19 protein-coding genes are annotated in these 21,312 nt (G+C 64.5%); 4 read left to right on the forward strand and 15 right to left on the reverse strand.

Annotated features, from left to right (window positions below):
- The first annotated feature begins 12 nt into the window (after positions 1-12).
- The 3 genes from KZO25_RS13445 to KZO25_RS13455 all read left to right on the forward strand — a co-directional run bounded on the left by KZO25_RS13445 (position 13) and on the right by KZO25_RS13455 (position 3,332).
- Entirely contained in the window at positions 13-1,251 is a 1,239-nt protein-coding gene (locus tag KZO25_RS13445; RefSeq protein WP_223137360.1) for a DUF418 domain-containing protein, read from the forward strand.
- Between the two features lie 19 nt (positions 1,252-1,270).
- The gene (locus KZO25_RS13450) at positions 1,271-2,623 is read left to right on the forward strand and encodes an HTH domain-containing protein (protein WP_066447468.1); all 1,353 of its coding nucleotides are present in this window, start codon (positions 1,271-1,273) and stop codon (positions 2,621-2,623) included.
- A 106-nt stretch (positions 2,624-2,729) separates the two neighbouring features.
- Positions 2,730-3,332, forward strand: a complete 603-nt coding sequence (locus tag KZO25_RS13455; RefSeq protein ID WP_066452279.1) for a DUF938 domain-containing protein — start codon at positions 2,730-2,732, stop codon at positions 3,330-3,332.
- A 44-nt stretch (positions 3,333-3,376) separates the two neighbouring features.
- Here the strand turns inward: KZO25_RS13455 and KZO25_RS13460 are convergent, their stop codons facing one another.
- The 9 genes from KZO25_RS13460 to speB all read right to left on the reverse strand — a co-directional run bounded on the left by KZO25_RS13460 (position 3,377) and on the right by speB (position 12,706).
- A complete protein-coding gene (locus KZO25_RS13460) occupies positions 3,377-3,598 on the reverse strand; it encodes a hypothetical protein (RefSeq protein WP_410505408.1) in 222 nt (73 codons plus the stop codon).
- A gap of 76 nt (positions 3,599-3,674) precedes the next feature.
- Entirely contained in the window at positions 3,675-4,934 is a 1,260-nt protein-coding gene (locus KZO25_RS13465) for a TRAP transporter large permease (protein WP_066447463.1), read from the reverse strand.
- Positions 4,931-5,476, reverse strand: coding sequence for a TRAP transporter small permease (locus KZO25_RS13470; RefSeq protein ID WP_223137361.1), 546 nt, complete (start codon positions 5,474-5,476; stop codon positions 4,931-4,933). Before KZO25_RS13470 ends, KZO25_RS13465 begins: the two co-directional genes overlap by 4 nt.
- Positions 5,477-6,472: a TRAP transporter substrate-binding protein gene (locus KZO25_RS13475; RefSeq protein WP_066447458.1), complete on the reverse strand. Its 996-nt coding sequence runs from the start codon at positions 6,470-6,472 to the stop codon at positions 5,477-5,479.
- A gap of 112 nt (positions 6,473-6,584) precedes the next feature.
- A complete protein-coding gene (locus KZO25_RS13480) occupies positions 6,585-7,073 on the reverse strand; it encodes a GNAT family N-acetyltransferase (RefSeq protein WP_223137362.1) in 489 nt (162 codons plus the stop codon).
- A gap of 114 nt (positions 7,074-7,187) precedes the next feature.
- Positions 7,188-8,651 (reverse strand): aldehyde dehydrogenase family protein, encoded by a 1,464-nt coding sequence (locus KZO25_RS13485; protein WP_223137363.1) that lies wholly within the window; start codon positions 8,649-8,651, stop codon positions 7,188-7,190.
- 21 nt (positions 8,652-8,672) lie between these two features.
- Positions 8,673-10,289 carry a 5-guanidino-2-oxopentanoate decarboxylase gene (locus KZO25_RS13490; RefSeq protein ID WP_223137364.1) on the reverse strand — a complete coding sequence of 539 codons (1,617 nt, stop codon included), beginning with the start codon at positions 10,287-10,289 and terminating at the stop codon, positions 8,673-8,675.
- A 9-nt stretch (positions 10,290-10,298) separates the two neighbouring features.
- A complete protein-coding gene (locus KZO25_RS13495; RefSeq protein ID WP_066447445.1) occupies positions 10,299-11,696 on the reverse strand; it encodes a YjiH family protein in 1,398 nt (465 codons plus the stop codon).
- A gap of 59 nt (positions 11,697-11,755) precedes the next feature.
- Positions 11,756-12,706: an agmatinase gene (gene speB / locus KZO25_RS13500; protein ID WP_223137365.1), complete on the reverse strand. Its 951-nt coding sequence runs from the start codon at positions 12,704-12,706 to the stop codon at positions 11,756-11,758.
- Positions 12,707-12,916: 210 nt separating this feature from the next.
- Here speB and KZO25_RS13505 point away from each other — a divergent pair, with 210 nt between their 5' ends.
- Positions 12,917-14,341, forward strand: a complete 1,425-nt coding sequence (locus KZO25_RS13505; protein WP_223137366.1) for a sigma-54 interaction domain-containing protein — start codon at positions 12,917-12,919, stop codon at positions 14,339-14,341.
- Here the strand turns inward: KZO25_RS13505 and KZO25_RS13510 are convergent.
- Genes KZO25_RS13510 through KZO25_RS13535 form a run of 6 tightly spaced genes read right to left on the reverse strand, consistent with a single transcriptional unit; the run spans position 14,338 to position 21,284 of the window.
- Complete coding sequence (locus tag KZO25_RS13510) at positions 14,338-15,450, reverse strand: pyridoxal phosphate-dependent aminotransferase (protein ID WP_223137367.1); 1,113 nt, start codon at positions 15,448-15,450, stop codon at positions 14,338-14,340. The two genes, KZO25_RS13505 and KZO25_RS13510, sit on opposite strands and share 4 nt — an antisense overlap.
- 43 nt (positions 15,451-15,493) lie before the next feature.
- Positions 15,494-16,414, reverse strand: a complete 921-nt coding sequence (locus tag KZO25_RS13515) for a DMT family transporter (protein WP_223137368.1) — start codon at positions 16,412-16,414, stop codon at positions 15,494-15,496.
- Positions 16,415-16,419: 5 nt separating this feature from the next.
- Positions 16,420-17,811 carry an FAD-binding oxidoreductase gene (locus tag KZO25_RS13520; RefSeq protein WP_066447432.1) on the reverse strand — a complete coding sequence of 464 codons (1,392 nt, stop codon included), beginning with the start codon at positions 17,809-17,811 and terminating at the stop codon, positions 16,420-16,422.
- Positions 17,812-17,828: 17 nt separating this feature from the next.
- Positions 17,829-19,445, reverse strand: coding sequence for an ABC transporter ATP-binding protein (locus KZO25_RS13525; protein ID WP_223137369.1), 1,617 nt, complete (start codon positions 19,443-19,445; stop codon positions 17,829-17,831).
- Positions 19,446-19,476: 31 nt separating this feature from the next.
- Positions 19,477-20,310, reverse strand: coding sequence for an ABC transporter permease (locus tag KZO25_RS13530; RefSeq protein ID WP_223137370.1), 834 nt, complete (start codon positions 20,308-20,310; stop codon positions 19,477-19,479).
- Positions 20,307-21,284 carry an ABC transporter permease gene (locus KZO25_RS13535; RefSeq protein WP_066447424.1) on the reverse strand — a complete coding sequence of 326 codons (978 nt, stop codon included), beginning with the start codon at positions 21,282-21,284 and terminating at the stop codon, positions 20,307-20,309. Before KZO25_RS13535 ends, KZO25_RS13530 begins: the two co-directional genes overlap by 4 nt.
- Positions 21,285-21,312: the final 28 nt, after the last annotated feature.

Below are 21,312 nucleotides of genomic sequence, written 5' to 3' on the forward strand. Positions count from 1 at the left end.
GGGAGGGGCCCAATGCAGGGAAGCACTGAAGCCAGGGAAGCTGGACCGCGGTTAGCGTCCGGTGGGCGGATGCACTCCCTGGACGTGCTGCGTGGCTTTGCCCTGCTCGGCATCCTGGTCATGAATATCCAGGCCTTCGCCATGCCAATGGCGGCCTATGCCAATCCCACGGTGTGGGGCGACCTGAGCGGCGCCAACTTTGCGGTCTGGCTGCTCAGTCATCTGTTCGCCGATGAGAAGATGATGGCCATCTTCTCGATCCTCTTTGGTGCTGGCATCGCCTTGTTCACTGACCGGGCCGAGCAACGAGGGGACTCGGCGGCCCGCCTGCATTACCGGCGTAACGCCTGGCTGCTGCTCTTCGGCGCCGCCCATGGCTACCTGCTCTGGTACGGGGACATCCTTTTCCTCTATGCAGTCTGTGCCTTCGCCATCTTCCCCTTCCGCAAGCTTTCTCCACCCACTCTGTTCGCCCTGGGTATTGCATTGCTGTCGGTATCGTCGGTGCTGTTTCTCTATTTCGGCTGGTCGATGAGCCTGTGGTCCGAGGCCCAACTGGCCTCCTTCAAGGCAGAGTGGAATCCTGCACCCGCCATGCTGGCGCAGGAGGTGGCCATCTATCGTGGCGACTGGCTCGAGCAGTTGGCGCACCGTGCCCCGATCACCGCCGAAGCGCAGACCTTCGTCCTTGTCGTCTGGGGTTTCTGGCGAGCGGCTGGTCTGATGCTGATCGGTATGGGACTGTACCGGCTCGGCGTGTTGAGTGGCCTGGCTTCCAATGTGACCTACTGGTGCCTGCTGATGGCTGGGTTGCTGATCGGCCTGCCGCTGGTGGGTTATGGCGTCGTGTGGAACTTTGCCAACGACTGGGGACCGCAGTCGCTCTTTCTCGGCAGCCAGTTCAACTACTGGGGGAGCCTGCCGGTCAGTCTCGGCTGGGTGGCCGGTATCATGCTGCTGCTGCGGCATGGGGCACTCCGCTGGCTGACGCAGCGGCTGGCAGCCGTGGGGCGGATGGCCTTTACTCACTATATCCTGCAGACCGTCTTCGGTGTCTTGCTCTTCTATGGCCAGGGCTTGGCGCTGTTCGGCCAGGTCGAGCGGACGGGCCAGATCGCCATCGTCCTGGCCATCTGGCTAGTCCAACTGCTGTTGTCGCCGATCTGGTTGCGCCATTTTCGCGCGGGTCCACTGGAATGGCTATGGCGCTCTCTGACCTACGGTCAGCGTCAGCCTTTTCGTCGTCTATAACCCAAGACAGGCAATTTCCATGTCCCGGACGACACGGCTATTCGACCTCATGCAATGCCTGCGACACCACCGTCGCCCCGTCAGCGGTGCCGTGCTGGCGGAGGAGCTGGGCATATCGTTGCGGACTTTGTATCGGGATATTGCAGCGCTCAAGGCAATCGGTGCCGATGTCGAGGGAGAAGCGGGGCTTGGCTATGTGCTGAAGCCTGGAATGCTGTTGCCGCCGCTGATGTTCTCCGAGGAGGAGCTGGAAGCCGTGGCCCTGGGCCTGAAATGGGTGGAAGAGCGTGCTGACGAAGGGCTGGCTGTGGCAGCCGGTGAAGCCCTCGCCAAGGTTGCCGCGGTGCTGCCCGGTGACCAGCGGCACCGGTTGGAGGACTCGGCGCTCGTTATCGGCCCCGGCTGGAAGCGGCCACAGTCCGTGGATCTAAAGTTGCTCCGCCGGGCGATAAGGGACGAGCAGAAGCTCGATATTGCCTATCGTGACCAACTGGGTCGGCATTCTTCCCGCACCATCTGGCCCTGCGCCATCGCTTTCTTCGAATCGACCCGTGTCGTTGCGGCCTGGTGTGAACTTCGAGGGGAGTTTCGCCACTTTCGTGCCGATCGCATCGAGGGGGCGGTCATGACCGGACAGCGCTATCCCCGTCGTCGGCATCTGCTACACAAGGAGTGGCTGCAAACGCTGCTGCCATGTTCTGTCACTGCCCCGGTCTATCCTCTTTCCACCCCAAGACAAGAGAAGGAGCAGTCGACAATGGAACAGGAGCTTATCTTTTACACCAACCCATGGTCGCGGGCGGGCATCGTGCACTGGATGCTGGAGGAGATCGGTGTCCCTTACCGGATGGAGGTACTGGAGTACGGTGCATCCATGAAAAGCCCCGATTATCTGGCGATCAACCCCATGGGCAAGGTGCCGGCGATTCGGCATGGCGATATCGTCGTCACCGAGGCTGCGGCGATCTGCGCCTACCTGGCAGACGCGTTTCCCGATGCGGGGCTGTTACCGCAGCCGGCGGCACGCGGTGATTACTACCGCTGGCTGTTCTTTGCGGCCGGGCCGCTGGAGCTGGCCATCTCGCTTAACAGCTGTGGCGTGGATCTGACGGCAGAGCAGGAGATGCAATTGGGGTGCGGCAACGTTGCGACGGTGGTCGACACCCTCGCTTCGGCCGTGAGAGGACGACGTTACATCGCGGGGGACACCTTCACTGCAGCAGACGTTTATGTCGGCTCCCACATTGGCTGGGGGATGCAGTTCGGCACCCTGGACAAGCGCCCTGAGTTCGAAGCCTATTGGGCCGGGCTGAAGGATCGACCCGCGCATCGACGTACCGAAGCCTCCCTGGAGGTCGCTGCATCGCCGTAGGTCTGGAGCGAATGGGCGCCGGTCGCTCTCCGGAGGCGGTTGCATGATGTGCGCGGTTGGCAGGGCTGTTATGGTTAGCGAAACCGACGAAACTCGCCGAGGTGTCATGGACAACGCCCGCTTGAAGAGCCCTGCGGCCGCTCGCAATCGCCAGCCCATCCTGGACGTGTTGCAGGATGTGCTGCCCGAGAAGGCGACCATCCTGGAAGTGGCCAGCGGCACTGGCGAACACGGCGTCTATTGCGCCGGCGCCATGCCGGGATGGGAGTGGCAGCCCAGCGACCCGAACCCCCATGCCCGCCGTTCCATCGAGGCGTGGCGGGAGCACGCCGGGCTACCCAACCTGCTTCCGCCCATGTCGCTGGACGTGACGACGGTCTGCCCTGCGGGGCCGTTCGACGCCATTGCCGCAATCAACCTGATCCATATTTCGCCCTGGGAGGTCACCGAGGCGTTGATGGCCTGTGCCGGAAGGCGGTTGACCGAAGGCGGTGTGCTCTATCTCTATGGCCCTTATCGGCGGGCAGGACGCCATACGTCGCCCAGCAACGAAGCCTTCGATGCCGACCTCAAGGCTCGCGACCCCCGCTGGGGGGTGCGCGAACTGGAATCGGTGACGGAGGAAGCCGAACGCCATGGCCTGGTGCTTGAGCGCGTGGTCGAGATGCCGGCCAATAATCTCAGCGTGGTGCTGCGGCGCTCGCAGTGAGCCATGAGGCTTATCCCGCAACTAGATGCGGTGCTCTATTCGGCTTACTCGGCGGCTTCGGGCCTTTCCTCGATCTCACCCGGCACCCGATAGCGCACGCCCTCGGCCTGGCGGTCGTCTTCAAAGCGCCGGGTTTCCTCCTCGGCCGGCACGCCCCAGAGGGTCTCCCGGCTGCCATCCTGGAAGGTATAGGTGGTGCAGCCGGCGAGCAGGGCAATGGCCAGCAGCGCGCCGGAGGCCGGCAGGAAATGAGTCACTCGAATCACGATGAATCCCTTCAACAAGAGGCTGATGCGGCAAGCCTGAGGCCATGCCGTGCGGGCGTCAAGCGCCTGATTTGGGTTAGCCCGATATGCCCAGCATGATCGGCACGTAGACCACCAGCAGCAGCACCCCGATCAGGCCCAGGAGATAGGGAATGATGGCACGGGTTATGCGCTCCAGCGGCAGTTGGGTCACCGACGAGGCGACATAGAGATTGATCGCCACCGGCGGGGTGATCATGCCGATGGCCAGCCCCACCACAATGATCAGGCCGAAGTGGATCGGGTCGATACCCAGTTGGAGAACCAGCGGCAACAGCACCGGGGTCAGAATGATCAGGGCACTGGCTGTCTCGATGAATACGCCGGTAAGCAGGATTACCGCCACGACCAGCAGCATGATCACGTAGGGGTTCGTGGAGATCGAGAGCACCGCCTGGGCGATGGCGCCGGGCACCTGCCAGCTCGACAGCGTCCAGCTGAGTACCGCCGAGGTGGCGATGACCAGCATGATCACCGAGGTGGTGATCGCCGAGCGGATCAGGATGCGGTAGACGTCGGGAATCTTCAGGTCGCGATAGACGAATAGCGACACCAGCAGGGCGTAGTTGACCGCCACCACCGCCGCCTCGCTGGGCGTGAAGATGCCGGAGAAGATGCCGCCGAGAATGATCACCGGGGTCATCAGGCCCCAGCTGGCACTCTTGAGCGTGCGCCAGATGGTGGCCAGGGAGAGCGCCGTGCCGCGAGGGTAGTTGCGCCGGTAGGCCTGGGTGATGGCTATCGCCATCAGCCCCAGCCCCATGACCAGGCCGGGAATGAAACCGTTGAGGAACAGCTTCGAGACCGACTGCTGGGCGATCACCGCATAGATGATCATCGGCACCGAGGGCGGTATCACCACGCCGATGGTACCGCTGGCGGCGATCAGGCTGGCCGCCGACGCGGGGTCGTAGCCCTTCTTGCGCAGTTCCGGCACCAGGCTCGAACCCACCGCGGCGGTGGTAGCAGCACCGGAACCCGAAATGGCGGCGAAGAACATCCCGGCCAATACCGAGACGATGGACAGCCCCCCCTTGAGGAAGCCGAACAGCGAATCGGCAAAATCGACCAGCTTCTCGCTGACCTTGCCCTGGGCCATCAGGTCGCCGGCGAGGATGAACATGGGTACCGCTACCAGGGCAAAGGAGTTGATGCCCTGGAACATCTGCTGGGTGACCACCATCAGCGGTACACCCTGTGCATTGAGTGCCAGCATCGTGCTGGCCCCGATGGCCAGGGCGATGGGTACCCCTGCCAGCATGAAGAGGAAGAACAGCGCGAACAGCAGGCCCGTCATGCCGGCGGTTCCTCGGCGGTTCCGCTGCCGATGCCGGCGGTCGTGCCGGGGCCGTTGACAATCAGCTCGATCAGGTCGACGAGGGCGTAACAGGCCATGATGGCGGCGCTGATGGGGATGATGGCGTAGACATAGGTCATGGAGAGGCGCAGCGAAGCCGATTTCTGGAAGCTCTGCGCCTGCATGTAGCGATGACCTATGACGATCAGTGCGACCATGAAGACGAGAACGACCAGCACCGCCGCCACGCGCAAAAGCTGCTGCAGCCGACCGGGCAGCGCCTCGACCACGAAGGTCACGGCGATATGGCGGCCGCGCTGGAAGGCCAGCGTGGCGCCAAGGAAGGTGATCCACACCAGCAGGAACCGCGCGACCTCTTCGGTCCAGCCGACGGCGGAGAAGAAGACGCGCGAGACGATCTGCAGGGTTATCACGCCGATCAATGCCGCCATGCCCGCGAAGACCACGGGCTGTATGACGGCATCGAGGACGTGTTCAAGGCGCTGCAGGAACCTGAGCAGCGCCTGGGAGCGACTTGACACCTATTCCAGCGCCTCCTGGATGCGCGTCAGATAATCGCCGAATTGCTCACCGTATTTTTCGTAGACCGGTGCCACGGCAGCCTGGAAGGCTTCTAGGTCCGCGTCGTCGACGATCTGCATGCCGGCGGCGCGCAGATCGGCGAGCTGTTCGGCTTCCATTTCGGCGTTGTAGCGGCGCTCATGCTCGGCGGCTTCTTGCGCGGCCTGGCGCAGCACGTCCTGGGCTGCCTCCGGCAGGTTGTTCCAGACCGGCATGCCCATGACGAAGATCGCCGGGGCGTAGGTGTGCCGCGACAGGGTCATATGGGACTGGGTCTCGTTGAGCTTGAACGAGTGGATGACGTTGACCGGGTTCTCCTGGCCGTCGATGGTGCCCTGCTGCATGGCGGTAAGCGCCTCGGTCCAGGCCATGGGGATGGCGTTGGCGCCGAGCTCGGTGAAGGTATCGGTATAGACCGGGTTCTCCATCACGCGGATGCGCAGGCCGTCGATATCGTCGGGGGTGCGGACCTCACGCTCGCTGTTGGTCAGATTGCGAAAGCCGCGCTCGGCATAGGCCAGGCCCTTGAGGTTCACCTCGCCAAGCTTGTCGAGGAGTTCCTGGCCAATGGGACCATCGAGCACCTCATAGGCCGCTTCCGGCGAGGGGAAGAGGAACGGGAGTTCGAATACCGCCATCTCCTCGACGAAGTTGGCCACCGGTCCGTTGGTGATCACGCCCATGTCCACGGTGCCGATCTGCATGCCTTCGAGCAGGGTGCGCTCGTCGCCCAGCGAAGCATTGGGATAGATATCGATGGTGACCGCACCCTCGGTGCGTTCGGCGACCAGTTCCTGAAACTTCACCGCGGCGATATGAAAGCCGTCCTGCTCATTGACCACATGGGCCAGGCGAAGGGTGACGGGGTCCATCTCCTCGAAGTCGGAGGCTTGGGTGGCGGTCGCCATGGCCAGAGAAACGGCCAGGGCCAGCGTTGCGCGTGCTGCGATTTTCATTGTCGTTATTCCTCTCTCGGGACGATCCGTCACCGAGCATGCCCCAGGGCGCCCGAGGGGGTCAACGGCAATGATACCAAATGGTTACAAAAGCGCCGCGTTCCGCCTTCCCTCACAGGAGACGGTACATGATATGTGCATCCACCAGCCCCTGCTCGGGATGGCGAAAAGCACAGGGAAGGGTGCCGACGATCGAGAAACCGTGTTTCTGCCACTGCCGGATGGCGACCTCGTTGGTTGTCACCACGAGATTGTATTGCATGGCGGTGAAACCCAGCTCGCGGGCCAGGCCAAGGGAGTCCTGGCACATCCTGCCGGCGATGCCCTGGCCACGGGCATGCTCGGCGACCAGATAGCCGCAGTTGCAGACGTGATCACCGGGGCCGGGCTGGTTCGGCTTGAGGTAATAGGTGCCGAGTACCTTGCCCGCAGCGTCTTCGGCCACCCTGACCGCACGGGGTAGCTCCACCCACATACGGTAGGCGTCGGACTCACCGATTCCTCGCGGCACGGCATAGGTGGTGCCGGCATGCAGGACCGGCGCCATGAATTCCCACATGGCGGGCCAGTCGTCGGGCTGAAAGGGGCGGATGCGGATCATGCGGTTTCCTCCTTGAACATTAGGAGCCTGCCGGACTCGATGCGATCGGTCACGTCCGGCAGGCTCCTGGCATCGACCCACTATTTTACGTCATGTCGATCAGCAAAGGGTAATTCAAGTTTCGTCACCACTACCGGTGGGCCCGATCAGGTGCTTTACCTCCAGGTAGGCGGAAAGCCCCCAGGGGCCCAGCTCCCGGCCGATGCCGCTGCGCTTGAAGCCGCCCCAGCCGGTCTGGGGCAGTACCAGCTGTTCGCTGTTGAGCCAGATGCTGCCTGCCTGCAGCTGACGACCGATGCGAGAAGCCCGCCGAGGGTCGTCGCTGATTACCGTGGCGGCCAGGCCGAACTCGCTGTCGTTGGCCAGTGCGACGGCTTCCTCCTCATTGGCGACGCTGCGTGCGCAGAGCACCGGGCCGAAGATCTCCTCCCGCCATAGCCGGCTCTCGATCGGCACGTCGCGGTAGAGGGTGGGCGCCACGAAGTAGCCCTGGCCAGGCAGCTCACGATGCCTGGCATCGCGTACGGCCACGAGCCCTTCCCGCTCGGCCATGGCGAGATAGTTCAGTACGTTCTCGCGCTGGCGCGCGCTGGTCAGTGGCCCCATGTCGCTGCTCTCGTCGAGCGGGTCGCCCAGCACCAGGGCGTCGATACGTTTCGCCAGGGCGGCATAGAGCGGTTCGGCAACGGCTTCATGGACGATCAGGCGCGAGGTGGCCGAGCAGATCTGGCCGGCATTGAAGTAGATGCCGGCCATGACCCAGTCGGCGGCCTGGTCGGGGTCGGCATCCTCCATCACGATGATCGGCGACTTGCCGCCCAGTTCCAGGGAGACACCGACCGTACGCTCGGCGGCGGCCCGCATGACCGCTTCGCCTACCCGGTTGCTGCCGGTGAAGGAGACCTTGTCGATGCCGGGATGTCGGGCAAGCGGTGCGCCGACACCCTCGCCATCGCCGAACACAAGGTTGAGTACGCCAGCGGGCAGGTCGATCTCCTGGGCGATTTCGGCCAGCGTGCGTTCGGGCAGCGGGGTCACCTCGGAGGGCTTGAGTACCGCCGTGCAGCCCGCCGCCAGGGCCGGTGCCAGCTTCCAGGCGCTGGTCACCAGGGGGAAGTTCCAGGGCGTGATCAGTCCCACCACGCCCACCGGGTCGTGATAGCCGCGAGCCTCGACGCCTTCCATTTCCAGCGCCACGGGCCGGCCCTGACGGGCGTCCAGCGCCCGGGCCAGGCCGGCATAGTAACGGTAGCAGGCAATGGCGTCGTCCAGGTCGATACCGGCTTCGGCGAGCACCTTGCCGTTGTTGGTGGAGGAAAGGAGAACCAGCTCGTCTCGGCGTCGGGTCAGGGCGTCGGCGAAGCCCTCGAGGTAGGTTGCCCGCTGGGCGCCGGAGAGAGCCTGCCAGTCCGGCAGGGCTCGCCGTGCCGCGGCCACGGCGGCCTCGACATCGGCGGGATCGCCGGCGGTGACCTCGGCGATCACCGTTTCGGTGTAGGGGTTGGTCACCGTCAGCCGCCGTTCGCCCCGGGAGGCCACCCAATGGTTATTGATGAATTGCTGGTCAAGGCGTTGCATGAGGATTCTCTTCTTGGTTGGCTAACCGATAGCTCGCTGCCAGGCGTGGGCATCCACCTCGATCAGGAAGGGGCCGTCGAACGGGCGGCTGGCCAATGCCTGGGCCAGTGCGCCGGGGCTGTCGACATGGGTCGCCAGGCAGCCGAATCCGCGGGCCAGGGTCAGGAAATCCGGCGCCTGGATGTCGACACCGATGCGCTCGACCCCATGGGCGTCCATATAGCGGCGGATCTCCTCATAGCCGGCGTTGTGCCACAGCAGGATCACGACGGGCAATCGCTCTTCCACGGCGGTGGCAAGCTCGGAGAGGGTGAACATGACGCCGCCGTCACCGACCAGGGCGACCACCGGCAGGTCGGGGCGGGCGAGCTGGGCACCCAGCGCCGCCGGAAGACCGTAGCCCAGGGTGCCGTAACCGGTGGAGGCGTTGAAGTAGCGCCGCGGCGCCGGCTGGGAGACCAGGTGGTTGCCGGCATAGACCGGTGCCGTGGAGTCGCCGACCAGAATGGCGTCGGGCAAGGCCTCCTGCAGTACTTCATAGAGGGGCACGAAGGGTGTGAAGGCGGGGTCCTCTACCAGCCCGAGTGCGGCCAGCGTGCCGGCCGTGCGCTCGGCGCCGCCCTTGGCCAGGGGATGAGGGAAGTGGTCGAGCAGCAGCGCAAGGCTGTGGCCGGCATCGCCCACCAGGCCCAGGGCCAGGGGCTGGTTGCGCACCAGCTGCTGGGCGTCGAGGTCGATTCGGATCAGTTGGCCGGTGAGGACGAAGCCGTCGTCGAAGACCACGTCGTAGTCGGTCTCGCCGAGCTCGGTACCCACGGCGAGAATCACGTCGGCCCCGTGGGCCAGCTCGCGGACCGCCGGCAGGGCAGCGTTGGCCCCCAGGTCCAGCGGGTGCGAGCGTCCGAGCAGCCCCTTGGCGTTGATGGTCGTGACCGTCGGGGCATCCAGGCGCTCCACCAGGACCCGTGCCGCTTCGGGCGCATCGGCGCAGCCGCCGCCAAGCAGTACCAGAGGCCGCTCGGCCCGGTGTAGCCATTGCGCCGCCAACGCCAGGCCCTGGGGGTCCGGTGCCGGACGATAGAGTGCCGGTGCCTGCCAGCTGCGCGGTGGTGCTGCGGGGGCATCGAACAGGTCGATGGGGATCTCGATATGCACCGGGCCGGGCCGTTCGCTGCGAAACACGGCAAAGGCCCGTGCCAGCACTTCGGGCAGGGCGGCGGGGTCGAGCAGCGTATGGCTGAAGCGCGAAACTCCGGCCAGCAGCTGCTGCTGGCTCGGCAGTTCGTGCAGCCGCCCCTGGCCGCGACCCAGGGTGTCACGGCGGTTGACGCTGGAGATCACCAGCATCGGCACCGAGTCGGCGAGTGCCTGCCCCATGGCGGTGGCGATATTGGTCATGCCGGGGCCGGTAATGATCAGGCATACCCCCGGGCGACCGGTAGCCCGTGCGTAGCCGTCGGCCATGAAGCCGGCACCCTGCTCGTGACGCGGTGTGACGTGGCGTACGCCGCTGGCCTCCAGCCCCCGGTAGAGCTCGATGGTGTGTACCCCGGGAATGCCGAAGACGGTGTCGACCTCATAACGCTTGTTGAGGAGCGTCAGGAGGAGGCTGGCGCAGGTCAGGGTATCGGTTGCCATCGAAAAACCTCAGAAGAAGAAGGTGTGGGCCATGAAGGCGATGATCGGCAGCGTCACCGCGGTGCGCAGCAGGAAGATCGCCAGCAGCTCCCACAGTTTGAGCGGAATCTTCGATTTCATCAGCAGCGCGCCGATTTCCGACATGTAGATCAACTGGGTCAGCGACAGGCAGGCAATCACGAAGCGGGTCAGCTCGCTTTCGATATTGGTGGCCAGCACCGCCGGCAGGAACATGTCGGCAAAGCCGACCAGGGTGGCGGGTGCGGCCGCCTCGGCTTCGGGAATGCGCAGCAGTTCCAGCACCGGCACCATGGGGTAGGAGAGCCAGGTGAACAGCGGCGTGAACTCGGCGAGTATCAGTGCCACGGTGCCGATGGCGAATACCAGCGGCAGCAGGGCGAGGAAGATATCGGCGACGTTGAACAGGGCGTTGCGTGCCAGCTCCCGAGGGCCGGGGGCATGCTCGGCACGGCGCATCGCCTGGTTGAGGCTGTAGCGCCACAGGCCTACGTTTTCGGTGCGCTTCTCGGCCAGCTGGCAACCTACCGGCTCGTAATAGGTATCCGGCTTGCGCGACAGGGGCGGAAGCCGCGGCACGATCACGGCGGCGATCAGTCCCGACACCACCACGGTGAAGTAGAACTGGACGAACATGTGATTGAGATCGACGAAGCTGGTGATGAGCAGGGCAAAGGCGATGGAGACGACAGAGAAGTTGGTGGCGATCACCGAAGCTTCACGTCGGTTGTAGAAGCCCTTCTCGTACTGCTGGGTGGTGATCAATACGCCGACGGTGCCCGAGCCCATCCAGGACGCGGTGGCATCGATGGCGCTGCGCCCGGGCAGGTTGAAGATCACGCGAAAGGGCTTGCGCACCAGGCTGCCGATGAACTCCATGAAGCCGAATTCGACCAGGAAGGGCAGCAGCAGGGCGGCAAAGAAGAAGAAGGTGAGCAGCACCGGGGCCAGGTCGTTGAGCATCACGCCGCCGGTGAAGGGGGCGGTGACGAACTCGGGGCCGAACTGGAAAAAGGTCATCAGCGCGAAGGCGGCGCCGAGGATGCGCATGCCGAACCATACCGGGCCGACATGGAACATGTCGCGCAGCACCCCTTTTTCCGCCCAGGCGGGCTTGCCCAGCTTGACGTAGAGGGTGGCGAGCACCGAGACCGTCAGGACGGCCACGGCGATGGCCGGCAGGGCCCCATCGAGCAGCGCCTTGAGGCCATCGGCCATCAGGCCCATGCCGATATTGATGGTATCGCCGACCTGGAAGGGGATCAGGAACAGGCTGACCCCGATCAGGGAGGGGATCAGAAAGCGTAGCAGATTGCGGCGGTCCAGCGGTTGGCGCTCCATCGGCTTAGGGGCGGCCGTCTCTTCGGAAGTCGATTCAGTGGAAGACATGCTGTTATTCCTCAGGCTTGTTGTCGTTGAATCCGGAGTGCTGAAATTGCCTTGGGGCCTCAGCCGCGGCGGGTGACGCCGGGTAGCACGCAGAGCATCTCGTAGAGCAGGGTCGCGCCCATCAAGGCAGTGTTGCCGCTGGGGTCGTAGGGCGGTGATACCTCGACCAGGTCGCCGCCGACGATGTTCAATCCCGCTGCGCCACGGACGATTTCCAGGCCCTGCGCCGAGGTCAGGCCACCCATTTCCACGGTGCCGGTGCCGGGGGCGACCGAGGGATCGAGGCCATCGATATCGAAACTGATATAGACGGGGCCATCGCCCATCTGCTCACGTACTTCGTCCATCAACGGCGCCAGCGATTTGTGCCAGCACTCCTCTGCGGTGACGACGCGAAAGCCCTGCTGGCGGCACCAGTCGAAATCCTCGGCGGAGTAGCCGGTGCCGCGCAGGCCGATCTGCACCACGCGGTTTGCCGCCAGAAGGCCCTCTTCCTGGGCGCGTCGAAAGGGCGTCCCATGAGCGATGGGCTCGCCGAACATGTGCTCGTTGACGTCGGCATGGGCATCGATATGAATCAATCCCACGGGCCCATGCTTCTTGGCGATGGCGCGCAGTATCGGCAGGGTGATGGTGTGCTCCCCGCCCAGGGTGAGCGGGATGCAGCCATGGGCCAGCACCTGGTCATAGAAGTCGGTAATGATGTCGACGCTCTTGGGCAGGTGAAAGGTGTTGATCGGCACATCACCGATATCGGCGACCTGCAGGCTGTCGAAGGGCGCGGCCCGGGTGGCCATGTTGTAGGGGCGCAGCATGCGTGATTCGTCGCGAATCTGGCGCGGGCCCAGGCGGGTGCCCGGTCGGTTCGAGGTGCCGATGTCCAGGGGGATACCGATGAAGGCGGCATCAAGACCCTCTGCCGTCGGCTGGGCGGGCAGCCGCATCATGGTGGCGGGGCCGCCGAAGCGGGGCATCTCGTTACCGCCGAGAGGCTGATTGTACTCGGACATGAGGAACTCCGGTTGTGCTGGCTGAGAGGGCGCTGGCATTAGTACCTGTACTGATAGGAATGCATGTTTCGTGCCAGCTGGTGCTTCCCGGCCGGCCGGCGTTCCGCGCTCGCAAGTGATTCACTAGCGCATCGAATTCGGTGGGATTCGATGCAATATTGAATTAGCGATGCAATACTGTATTGGCACGCGGAATAATCAGGAGCTGATATGAGTGAGATCGATGCGCGGGTCGTGCAGGCCATCGTCGAGACCGCCAATGACCATTTCTTCATCGTTGACGGCAGCGGCCGGGTGCTCGATGTCAGCCCCGGTGCCGCGGCAGTCTACGGGATGACTCGGGAAGCGCTGACCAGTAGTACGGTACAGGCGCTGGAGGCAAGCGGCGTGCTGAAGCCCTCGATCAGCATGGAGGTTATGCGCACGGGGAAGCCGGCCCAGCTGATGCAGGTTACCGGGACCGGCAGGCGGGTCATCGCCGAGGCCCATCCGGTGTTCGTCGATGACAGGCTGGAGCGTATCGTCAGCCGCTCCCGGGATCTCACCGACCTTCAGCTGCTGCAGGATGAATATGCCTTGCTCCAGAAGCGATTCAGCGAGCATCTTCGGCGCAGCCAGCCTGGGCCGACGGAGCAGGATGGCGAGCTGGATGAGATGCTGGAGGCACTGCAGGTGCGTAGCAGCGTGATGCGTGAGCTGGCGCTGCTGCTCAAGCGCGTGGCGCCATCCGATGCCACCGTGCTGATGCTGGGAGAATCCGGGGTCGGCAAGACCGCTTTCGCTCGCCAGCTGCATCGCTGGAGCCGACGCGGCGACGGGCCCTTCATCGAAGTCAACTGCGGTGCCATTCCCGAGAACCTGTTCGAGTCGGAGATGTTCGGCTACCAGCCGGGGGCCTTCAGCGGCGCCGCCCGGCAGGGCAAGGCCGGCCTGCTGGAGCAGGCCGAGGGTGGCACGCTATTTCTCGATGAGCTGGGCGAGCTGCCGCTGCTGATGCAGACCAAGCTGCTCAAGGTGATCCAGGATGGCACTGTCACACGACTGGGGGACACCCGGCCGCGGCGGGTCGACTTTCGACTGGTGGTGGCGACCAACCAGGACCTGGCTAGCCGGGTCGAGGAGGGGGCCTTCCGGCTGGATCTCTACTACCGGCTCAACGTGATCCCGGTGACGCTGCCACCGCTGCGAGAGCGCCGCGAGGACATACCGGCGCTGGTGGAGTCCTGCCTTGATCGCCTCAACCAGCGCTATGGCCGCCAAAAGTTGCTGCACGGCAGCGTCTGGTCGGAGCTGATGGGCAGCGAATGGCCGGGCAACGTCCGCGAGCTGGAAAACTGGCTCGAACGCGCCTGGCTTTCCAGCGCCGGAGACGTGATCGAAGCCCCTACCCTGGGGCGGCCCGTGGGACACGCTGCAACCACTGATGCTGCTGTCGTTACCCCTGCCCCCCTGGCAATGGCGGAGGACGAGTCGCTGAAGGCGTATCTCGCCCGGACCGAGCGCCAGGTGCTGGCGACACTGTGCGAACAGCTGTCGAGTACCTATGCCATGGCCGGGCGGCTGGGCATCAGTCAGCCCAGTGTCGTGCGCAAGCTGCAGCGCCATGGGTTACGTATCGAACGCACCCATCGCTAGCGCGTCATCTCCGCCAGTGCCTTCTCGAGGATCTCGAATCGGCCGGGCTGCAGAGCGTCTTCCACCGCGGTGATGCGCAGAATGTGACCCAGGTCCGGGTGGGCGGGGCGGGCGATGAGTCGGCCGGCCTCCAGCAGCTCGCGGTTGAGTCGTTCGCCTAGTTCGGCGCTGGGCAGGCGTAGAGCGATGAAGTTGGTGGCGCTGGGCAGCACCTCGGCACCGATTGCTGAGAAATGATCGGCAAGCCGCTGGCGGCGTGCCTTGACGTCGCTTACGTGCTGGCGCACCTCCTCGTTGTGATCCAGTACCGTCTCGGCTGCGGCCAGGGTCAGGGTCGAGACCGCATAGTGGATACGCACCTTCATCATCATCTCGAGCGTGTCGGGTTCGGCGATGGCATAGCCGATCCGCAGGCCGGCCAGGCCATGAGCCTTGGAGAGCGTGCGCAGGCGAATCACCCCCGGCAGCACCTCGCGGCTGAAGGTCGAGTCGGCGTCGTCACGAAAGTCGTGGTAGGCCTCGTCCAGCAGCAGCCAGCAGTAGTCGGGCAGCTCGGCACGCAGTCGGCGGATGGCGTCGTCACCGTGCAGGTGGCCGCTGGGGTTGTCGGGGTTGGCGAGATAGACGAGGCGGGCCTGCTCTTTCCATGCAGTGTGGAGAAGAGTATCGAGGTCCGGGGCGAGAACACCGGGTCGTTCCTCGTAGGGTATCTCGATCAGGCGGCAGCCCTGGCCCCGGGCGAAGTAGCCGAAGGTGGGATAGGTGCCGCTGGCGCTGACCACCGTGGAGCCCGCTGTGGCGGTGGTGCGCAGCGCCAGTGCGATCAGGCTGTCGGCGCCGGCGTCCACCAGGGTCGCTTCCAGCGGGAAGCCGTGAAGGGCGCTGAGCCGTTGCCGTACCCCCAGCGCCTCCGAGTCCCCGTAGCAGTAGACATGCTCGGCCATGGCATCGCCGAAGCGCTCGCGCAGGGCGCGGTGAGGCATGTCCAGGCCTTCGTTGGAGCCCAGCCGATGGGGTATCTCGCGGCCGATGCGTCGCTCCAGCACCTTGATGCCGGGGAAGGGATTGCTGGGGCCGGAACCGGTCAGGTGGTCGGGGAAGCGGGGCATGCAGGTCTCCCGTTTGATGATGAATGAAGGATGGGGTCTGGCGTCATGCCGTAGTCTTTCGTTGTGTCATGACGATCGCTACGGCGGACAGGGTCAGTGCCAGTGCCACCAGAATATGCAAGGTGAAGGGCTCGCCCAGCAACACAACGGCGCTGGAGACGCCGACCACCGGGATGATCAGCGTGCTGATGGTGGACTGGCCGATGGTCAGGCGATTGACGTTGCGAAACCACAGCATCTGGGCCAGGCAGATCGCAAAGACAAGATGATAGCTCAGACCCAGCCAGGTGGTGGTCCGCCATTCGAGCGGAGAAGTTGGTGACTCCAGTCCTGCAGCCAGCAGCACCATCGGCACGGCGCAGATGGCGAACTGCCAGCCGGTGATGGCCACGGGATGGCCCTTCCAGCCGCCGCGGCGCTTGATCAGTACGGTGCCCAGCGCCCACGACAGGGCGGCGCAGAGCACGAACAGGGGGCCGACGAGCCCCTCCGAGCCGGCCCGCCAGGCGGCCGGGCCCAGCAGTATCAGCAGGCCGGCCTGGCCGAGTCCCAGGCCCAGCCACTGCCGCCGGGTGATGCGCTCGCCGAGGATGCCGATGGCCATCAACAGCGCCCAGCAGGGCATGGTGAAGGCGATGATGGCTGCCTGGGAGGTGGGCATGTGCAGCTGGCCGAAGGCGGTGCCGACATTGAAGCCAAGAATGGTGAACACGCCGGCAATCACCAGCCAGGGCCACTCCTCGGCACTGATGGCCAATGGCAATTGTCGGATCCAGGCCCATCCGAGCAGCATCACGGCACCGACGGTAAAGCCGATGGCCCTGAGGCTGAACGGGGGGATGTCCATCAGGCTGAAGCGTACCGCGGGCCAGTTGCCTCCCCAGAACAGACCAATGGCGCCAATCAACAGCGCCGTCGTGATACCGGTTCGTTGCAGCAGGGCGGGGGAAGCAGGGGCCGTCATGGCGGCTAGGACTCCGGGGCCAGCACCTTGTGGCGGTTGAGCAGGTTGCGAGGATCGAGCGCCTGTTTCAGGGTGCGCATCAAGGCGATCTCCTCGGGGGTGCGCGAGAGTGCCAGGTAGTCACGCTTCTCCAGCCCGATGCCATGCTCGGCGGAAATCGAGCCGCCCAGCTCGGCCAGCGGGCTGTAAACTAGCTGTTCCACGGCTCGTCGTACCTCGGCGGTGGTGCTTCCCACGCTGATCGAGACGTGCAGGTTGCCGTCTCCCAGGTGGCCGAATACCACCATGCGTCCCTGGGGCCAGTCTCGGCGCAAGGCGGCTTCGAGCCCGTCCGTATAGGCCTCCATTTCAGGGATGGGGAGGCTTACGTCAAAGGTGAACAGAGGAGCCAGATTCAGTATCAACCCCTCGATGTCCTCGCGGATATCCCAGATGCCGCGACGCTGATTGTCGGACTGTGCCAGCACGGCATCGACGATCAGGCCTGCCTCGAAGGCGGACTCCAGCGCCTGGCCGAAGCGTGCTGCATTGGTTTCGTCATCGATGTCCAGGGACTCGATGATCACGTAGAACGGCGAGTGGGTGGGCAGGGGGGGCGTATGCCGGCCGCTCTCCACGGTGAGTAGCGCATAGTGGTTGCGCCACATGACCTCGAAGGTACCGAGGCTTCCTCCGAGGGTATGGCTCATATGCTGCAAAAGGCCCGTAAGCGCCTCGAACGAGGGGCAGGCCACCAGCGCGGTCTGTTCGCTGCTCATCTTCGGCTGCAGGCGGAGCACCGCCCGGGTCACGATGCCGAGGGTGCCTTCGCTACCGATAAACAGCTGCTTGAGGTCGTAGCCGGCGTTGTTCTTGAGCATGTGGTTCATGGAGCTGACCACGGTGCCGTCGGCCAGCACGGCTTCGAGTCCCAGCACTTGCTGGCGCATCATCCCGTAGCGAATGACCCGCACACCGCCGGCATTGGTGGCAATATTGCCGCCGATGGTGCAGGAGCCACGCGCACCCAGGTCCAGCGGGAACTGGACGTCGTGCTCATCGGCCAACTCCTGTACCCGCTGGAGGGGGACACCCGCCTCAACGGTCATGGTGCCACCGACAAGATCCACCGCCTCGATGGCGGTCAGTCGTTCCAACGAGATGGCGAGTTCGTCGGGGGAGACTTCTCCACCATGCACCAGTCCGGTCAGGCCGCCATGGGTCACAACCGGCTGGTTGGCTGCATGGCAAAGGCGCATCACGGCGGAAACCTCGCTGGTATCGGCAGGTCGCACGATGGCCCCGGCCTGACAGGGGGCGCCGGTCAGCCAGTCGACCCGCCGCTGAGCAACGTCGGTGCCGGTCAGCACATTGCCTGCGCCAACGACGGCAACAATCTCCTTGAGTAGGGCTTCCATTCGGTGTCCTTGTTCGTTCATGCGCTTTCCAGCTCATGGGCGCGACCCGGAATGGCCTCAAGCAGCTCGCGGGTATAGGCCTCCTTGGGCGAAAGGAAGACGTTCTGGGCAGTGCCCTGCTCGACGATACGGCCATGCTGCATGACGATGATCCGATCACAGATCTGGGCCGCCACCCGCAGGTCATGGGTGATGAAGAGCAGCGACAGCGACAGCTTCTGCTTGAGGTCCTCCAGCAGTTCCAGGATCTGGGCCTGGATCGAGACATCCAGCGCCGATACCGCCTCGTCGGCGACGATCAGCTCGGGGTTCAAGGCCAAGGCTCGTGCGATACCGATGCGCTGTCGCTGGCCGCCGGAGAACTCATGGGGGAAACGGTCGACAGCCACGGCGCCGAGGCCCACCAGGTCCAGCAGTTCCCCGGCCTGCTTCATGGCCTGCTCCCGGGAAACGCCGTTGGCCATGGGACCCTGAGCGATCGCGTATCCGACGCGGGTACGCGGGTTCAGCGAGGCGTAGGGGTCCTGGAATATCATCTGCACGCGCCAGCGCTGGCGGCGGAGTTCCTCGCCGGTCAGTGTGGTGAAGTCGGTGCCGGCCAGTGAGAGCGTGCCGCTGTCGGGGCGTTCGAGACGCACAACGCAGCGACCCAGGGTCGACTTGCCGGAGCCCGACTCGCCGACGATGCCGACGGTTTCGCCGGGGGCCAGGGTGAAGGAGACATCGTCCAGGGCGCGAACCTCCCGGGCCGCCTTGAACAGGCCGCCCTTGGAACGGAACACCTTGTTGAGCCCGTTCACCTCCAGCAGGGGGGCAGGCCGCTCGCCGCCGCGGGCTTCGGGAATGATGTTGCTGGGTATCGCCTCGATCAGTGCGCGGGTGTACTCATGCTGCGGGTTTTCGAGTACCTCGCTGGCTGTGCCGAGCTCGACGATCTGGCCGTAGCGCATGACACAGACCCGGTTGGCGACCTCGGCCACCACGCCGAAGTCGTGGGTAATGAACATCACCGACATGCCGCGTCGCTTCTGCAGGTCCCGGATCAGTTCCAGGATCTGCGCCTGGGTGGTCACGTCGAGGGCCGTGGTAGGTTCGTCGGCGATCAGGAGTTTTGGCTCCAGGGCCAGCGCCATGGCGATCATTACCCGCTGTCGCTGGCCGCCGGAGAGCTGGAAGGGGTAGGCGCGAATGGCCTTGTCGGGCTGGGGTATGCCCACTTCCTCCAGCAGTGCCAGCGCCCGGACCTCGCGTTCCTTGCCGTTGTACTTGCCGTGGGCCTCGAAGACCTCGGCGATCTGAGCACCGACCCGCATCAAGGGGTTCAAGGCCGTCATGGGCTCCTGGAAGATCATGCCGATATGCAGGCCGCGAAGCTTGCGATGCTGCTTTTCGGTGAGCGTCAGCAGATCCTGGCCATCGAAGATCACTTCACCGGCGGTAGGGCGGACGCCCTTTGGCAGCAGCCCCATAAGGGCGTTGGCCGCCATGGACTTGCCCGAGCCGGATTCGCCCACCACGCACATGATCTCGCCGCGCTCCACGTCATAGCTGACCTCCTCCACGGCGTAGGGCCGATCGGCGCCCTTGGGCAGGGCGATGGTCAGGCCGCGAATGCTGAGTACGGGTTCACTCATGGGACACTCCTTGTTGACGGTTCGGCGCTTATCAGCGTTCGCGGGAAAGTTTGGGGTTCAGTGCGTCATCGAGACCCTCACCCACCAGGTTGAGTGCCAGCACCGTCAGCAGGATGGCAAGACCCGGGAAGAAGCTCAGCCACCAGGCCTGGCGAATTACGGTCCGGGCGGCGCCGATCATGTAGCCCCAGGACATGACGTTGGGGTCGCCAAGACCCAGGAAGGAGAGCGCCGACTCGAGCAGGATGGCGGTGGCCACCATCAGCGAGGCGAGCACGATGATCGGCGACAGGGTGTTGGGCAGGATCTGACGCAGGATGATCGTGCGGTTGGTCTGGCCGACGAGTCGGGCTGCTTCCACATACTCGCGGTGGCGCAGCGACATGAACTCGGCTCGAACCAGGCGGGCAACCGGTGGCCAGCTGACGATGGCGATGGCGAGCACGATGGAGGTCACGCTGGGCTGCATGATCGCCACCAGCACAATCGCCAGGGCGAAGTTGGGAATGGTCTGGAAGAACTCGGTGAAACGCATCAGGCCATCGTCGATGAGGCCGCCGTAGTAGCCGGCGATGGCGCCAAGGGGGACACCGATCGCCAGTGCCACGGTCGTCGAGACGAGACCGATCAACAGCGATACCCAGGCGCCGTGCATGATGCCGGCGGCGACGTCACGGCCCATGGTATCGGTACCCAGCAGGAAGCCTTCCACCTCCATGGGGGCCAGGAAGGGGCGCTGTACCATGCGCCAGGGCGAATCGGGGTAGAGGAAGGGGGCGAGCAGGGCCATCAGGATGATCGTCAACAGAATGATCAGGCCGATCAGGGCACCACGGTTCTGGGCGAAACGGGCGAAGAAGCTCATGAGCCCTCCTTGATACGCGGATCCGCCAGGCGGTAGACCAGGTCGGTGATGATGTTGAACACGATGACCAGCGCCGCGGAGAAGAAGAAGATACCAAGCAGCAGGTTGTAATCGCGTTGCATCAGCGCCTCATACATCAGGCGGCCGATGCCGGGCCAGGCGAACACGGTCTCGGTGAGGATGGCGCCACCCACCATCTGGCCCGCCTGCAGGCCGGCCAGGGTAATGATCGGCAGCAAGGCGTTGCGCAGGATATGACGTCGCTGAATGACCCTGGGGCTCAATCCCTTCGCGCGAGCGGTCTTGACGTAGTCCTGCTGGCTGGCTTCCAGCATGGAGGCGCGAGTCATGCGGGTATAGATGGCCATGAAGAAGAGCGCCAGGGTGGTGGCGGGCAGCACCAGATGCTTGGCCACGTCCAGCACCAGGGCAAAGCCGTCGAGTCCTGCCCCCACGGTGTACATGCCGTAGGCGGGAAGCCAGCCGAGGTAGACTGAGAAAAGTACCACGGACATCAGCGCCACCCAGAACAGCGGCGTGGCGTAGAAGATCAGGGCCAGCGCCATGATGATGGAGCCGGAGGGCTTCTTGACCCGGGCGGCGGCCATGGAGCCGGCGACGATGCCGAGTGCCAGCGATAGCACGAAAGCCGTGCCGGTCAGCAGAAGAGTGGCGGGCAGCCGAGCCAGGATCAGGTCGAGAACCGGCATCTGCTGACGATAGGAGTAACCGAAATCGAGCATGGCGATGCCGGAGACATAACGCCACAGCTGAACATAGAGGGGCTGGTCGAGGCCGAAGCGTTCGCGCAGCTGGCGCAGAAACTCCTGATCGGTGGCGCCGGCCTCGCCGGCCAGGATGGCGGCGGGATCCCCGGGTGCCATCTGGATCAGGAAGAAATTGAAGATGATGATCATGAACAGGACGACGACGGCTTTGAGCAGCCGCATCAGGATCAAGCGTGCATAGAGCATGCGGGAGCCTCAACAATCGGATGGAAGC

Source organism: Halomonas sp. ANAO-440 (assembly GCF_019915905.1).
Lineage (GTDB): Bacteria > Pseudomonadota > Gammaproteobacteria > Pseudomonadales > Halomonadaceae > Halomonas > Halomonas chromatireducens.

Bases quoted from the DNA above. Each gene is read 5' to 3' on its own strand.
- KZO25_RS13445 (WP_223137360.1), top strand. From the start codon at position 13: ATGCAGGGAAGCACTGAAGCCAGGGAAGCTGGACCGCGGTTAGCGTCC.
- KZO25_RS13450 (WP_066447468.1), top strand. From the start codon at position 1,271: ATGTCCCGGACGACACGGCTATTCGACCTCATGCAATGCCTGCGACAC.
- KZO25_RS13455 (WP_066452279.1), top strand. From the start codon at position 2,730: ATGGACAACGCCCGCTTGAAGAGCCCTGCGGCCGCTCGCAATCGCCAG.
- KZO25_RS13465 (WP_066447463.1), bottom strand. From the start codon at position 4,934: ATGACGGGCCTGCTGTTCGCGCTGTTCTTCCTCTTCATGCTGGCAGGG.
- KZO25_RS13475 (WP_066447458.1), bottom strand. From the start codon at position 6,472: ATGAAAATCGCAGCACGCGCAACGCTGGCCCTGGCCGTTTCTCTGGCC.
- KZO25_RS13480 (WP_223137362.1), bottom strand. From the start codon at position 7,073: ATGATCCGCATCCGCCCCTTTCAGCCCGACGACTGGCCCGCCATGTGG.
- KZO25_RS13485 (WP_223137363.1), bottom strand. From the start codon at position 8,651: ATGCAACGCCTTGACCAGCAATTCATCAATAACCATTGGGTGGCCTCC.
- KZO25_RS13490 (WP_223137364.1), bottom strand. From the start codon at position 10,289: ATGGCAACCGATACCCTGACCTGCGCCAGCCTCCTCCTGACGCTCCTC.
- KZO25_RS13495 (WP_066447445.1), bottom strand. From the start codon at position 11,696: ATGTCTTCCACTGAATCGACTTCCGAAGAGACGGCCGCCCCTAAGCCG.
- speB (WP_223137365.1), bottom strand. From the start codon at position 12,706: ATGTCCGAGTACAATCAGCCTCTCGGCGGTAACGAGATGCCCCGCTTC.
- KZO25_RS13505 (WP_223137366.1), top strand. From the start codon at position 12,917: ATGAGTGAGATCGATGCGCGGGTCGTGCAGGCCATCGTCGAGACCGCC.
- KZO25_RS13510 (WP_223137367.1), bottom strand. From the start codon at position 15,450: ATGCCCCGCTTCCCCGACCACCTGACCGGTTCCGGCCCCAGCAATCCC.
- KZO25_RS13515 (WP_223137368.1), bottom strand. From the start codon at position 16,414: ATGACGGCCCCTGCTTCCCCCGCCCTGCTGCAACGAACCGGTATCACG.
- KZO25_RS13520 (WP_066447432.1), bottom strand. From the start codon at position 17,811: ATGGAAGCCCTACTCAAGGAGATTGTTGCCGTCGTTGGCGCAGGCAAT.
- KZO25_RS13525 (WP_223137369.1), bottom strand. From the start codon at position 19,445: ATGAGTGAACCCGTACTCAGCATTCGCGGCCTGACCATCGCCCTGCCC.
- KZO25_RS13530 (WP_223137370.1), bottom strand. From the start codon at position 20,310: ATGAGCTTCTTCGCCCGTTTCGCCCAGAACCGTGGTGCCCTGATCGGC.
- KZO25_RS13535 (WP_066447424.1), bottom strand. From the start codon at position 21,284: ATGCTCTATGCACGCTTGATCCTGATGCGGCTGCTCAAAGCCGTCGTC.